The organism is Dehalobacter sp. (genome assembly GCA_023667845.1).
GTDB lineage: Bacteria > Bacillota > Desulfitobacteriia > Desulfitobacteriales > Syntrophobotulaceae > Dehalobacter.
The window spans coordinates 1-2,796 of sequence record JAMPIU010000163.1; the positions used below are offsets into that span (position 1 = coordinate 1).

Sequence of the window (2,796 nt, forward strand, 5' to 3'; positions counted from 1 at the left end):
CTCAGATCCAGGCTGCCTGCAAGTTCTGAATTGCCCCAGTAAATGGCCCCAACGTATCCCTCATCATCCCAGTATACATAGCTCCATGTCTCAGGATCGTCTGCGTCAAAAGAAGCGTTCAGCATCTGCCCGTTCGTTTTGCCTGCAACTGCTGAAGTTTTGAGCAGGAAGTTTCGGACTTTATTATAATCATCGGCGTTATACCAATACGCGTAAAGGGTGGTATCCTGCGTTACCGTATCTGTTGAAAAATCCCATGCGTTCTCGCACGTTGCTTCCGTATACCATCCGCCGAAGATGTAGCCTGTTCGGCTCGGATCAGCCGGCGCTGTTATCGTTCCGCAATCATACAGCTCATCCCATGTTGAAGCGCCCGAGTAATTGGGATCATACGTCACGGTTGCTTTAGAAAAATTGGCGTAGAGCGTTCCCGCTGCCGTAGTCCAAACCGTATAAGGGTTGGTATCTCCCACATTCTCACCTTCCCATACCCAGTTAACAAAGGTTGTATCCGCATTGGGCACAGCCGTAAACACATAAGCCGGTCCCGGAGTTGTCTGCCATGTAAGCGCGATCGTCCCGTTTCCTGCCGCGTAGGCATTCAGCGCTACGTTATTTTTATTTAAATTGATTTCTTTCGTTGGATTATCATTTGCAATTACTCTTGCAATATTAATATTATTGCTAAGATTCAGCCTAGTGAGGTTATTTTCATAACAGTACACTTCTGTTAATGCTGTTGACTCGCTGAAATCTATTTCTTCCAAGACATTTTCATAGATATGTAATTCTGTCAATGCCGTTGTGCCCGCTATATCCAATGAACTTATATTGTCGCCTGGCAACTGAATTATCGTCAACGCAGTATCCCCTGATACATCAATCGAGGGGGTATTGCTCCCTGTTATACCAAGTGATTCCAAACTCGTAAAATCGCTTAAATCCAAATCACCTGCCAAACCCGAACTCCACCAGAAGATATATTGCGCACGTTTGGGTGTGCCTGTCCAGGTCACTCCCGTCCATGTGGTCGGGTCATCCTGGCTATAAGTCGCATTTAGCTTTTGTCCGTTTGTTTTTCCCGTTTCCATTGAAGGAAGATTTAAAAATGCTTGTAGTTTGAGATAATCATTTCCATAATAACCATCATAGGTGTCAGTGTATCCGGCTAAAATACTCGTAGAAGGAAGCAACACCAACAACAATAACAGAGCGCAAATGACTGCTGTTATTTTTTTTCTCATATAAGACCGCCTTATTATTAATATTCTTAAAAAAACGAATTTGAACTGATTAAATCATAACAGTGTGATATCGCTCTGTCAACGATTTCTTTATTCAAACTGAATAAAAATTTCGACATTCTGTTTACATCAAAAATATCATCCTATTTGTAATCCAAAATAACACTAAAAACAGGAAATCTTCATTCTTCGCTTGCCCTCAAAACCGGCTGACACTGCCTTTCCAGCCCCATCAGAAGGGCCTCCCTGCGAGCGTGCCTGCGAATCTGTCGAATAGCGTTTCCTAATCTATGGGGTCATGTCATTCTGAGCGTGCCTGCGAATCCGGCTAGGCGGGTATCTCTTTTATAATAATCAACCCATGCCAACCTGCCGCATGTCATAACGATCACGCCGCCACCCCACCAATAAAAAAGGAACGCCTTTTTGCGTTCCTTTAATTTTTTTATTTTTTAATCCTTATGCTTTCTTCTTCCTGCCGATCAACACGATCGATCCCGCGCCCGCAAGCCCTATGCCTGCCAGTGCGATCGGTGCCGTGAAGTCTTGGCCTGTCTGAGGAAGCTCTGCTGCCTCGATCGTTACATCAAGTGTGATATAGTAATTTTGATCGATAGATCCCTCATCCATTGTTTGAACTACAGGCTCTTTGGATCGGTCATAGGCACTGCTGATGCCTACATCTGCAGCGTCTGCGCCGAGCAATGTATAATAATAATAAAGATTTTCATGTTGTGGTGTTGCAATATACGTGAGCCGTGTTGTGCCTGCCTTGAGCCCTGTAAAAATAGCCTCCGCCGGATCCGTAAAGTTGCCTTTCAGGTAAGCAGTATCATAATCCCAGATCCCGCCGCTCACCAATGGCTTCACGCTCAGCCTTCCGCCTTTAAAGATAGTAGCGTCTTGCGGCGAAGATGTGACTCCGGCTTTAAAATTCGCTGTAATATCCTGTGTTGTCGGATTTTGGGTATCAAAGAAATATACATTGTCAGTCGTTAAAACAGTCTCTCCCTGAGTAAAATTATAAGGCAGTGAATTTGAATGTCCAACAGCCAACAGGTATTCTTCATAATCCCCCGAGTAACTAAATAAAGAATAATCTCCCATGAATAAAGCGATATAGCCGTCCCCGTTTGCCTCAAATTTCTGACCTTCGCTGTACACGTTCAAAATGCTTGTCAGCGGGTTCTCAAAACTCCAGAAGCTTTCTAACGCTGTGCAGCCGCTTAAATCAATTTCTGTTATTGCATTCACATCACAAAGCAACGACAACAGACTGCTGTCTCCTGAAGCGTCAATACTGGTGATGCTGTTATACCCTATATCTATGCTTGTCAGCCCGGTCAGTCCGCTCATGTCGAAGCTTCCGGCAAGGCCGCGATCAAACCAATTAATATAGACAACACGTCCCTCATCACTCCATAATACATTGCTCCATGTCTCAGGATCGTCTGCGTCAAAAGAAGCGTTCATGACTGCGCCGTTTGTTACGCCTGCTGTCGCTGAAGTTTTAAGCAGGAAGTTTCGGATTTTATTAAAGTCACTGGCATTA

General features: G+C 44.5%; 2 protein-coding genes. Both read right to left on the bottom strand.

What is annotated here, in order from left to right; genetic code table 11:
- Positions 1–1,244: InlB B-repeat-containing protein (locus tag NC238_14290; protein ID MCM1567075.1), on the bottom strand; the 1,244-nt coding region annotated here is incomplete at its 3' end.
- Between the two features lie 459 nt (positions 1,245–1,703).
- The coding region (locus tag NC238_14295; GenBank protein MCM1567076.1) for an LPXTG cell wall anchor domain-containing protein at positions 1,704–2,796 on the bottom strand (1,093 nt) is incomplete at its 5' end.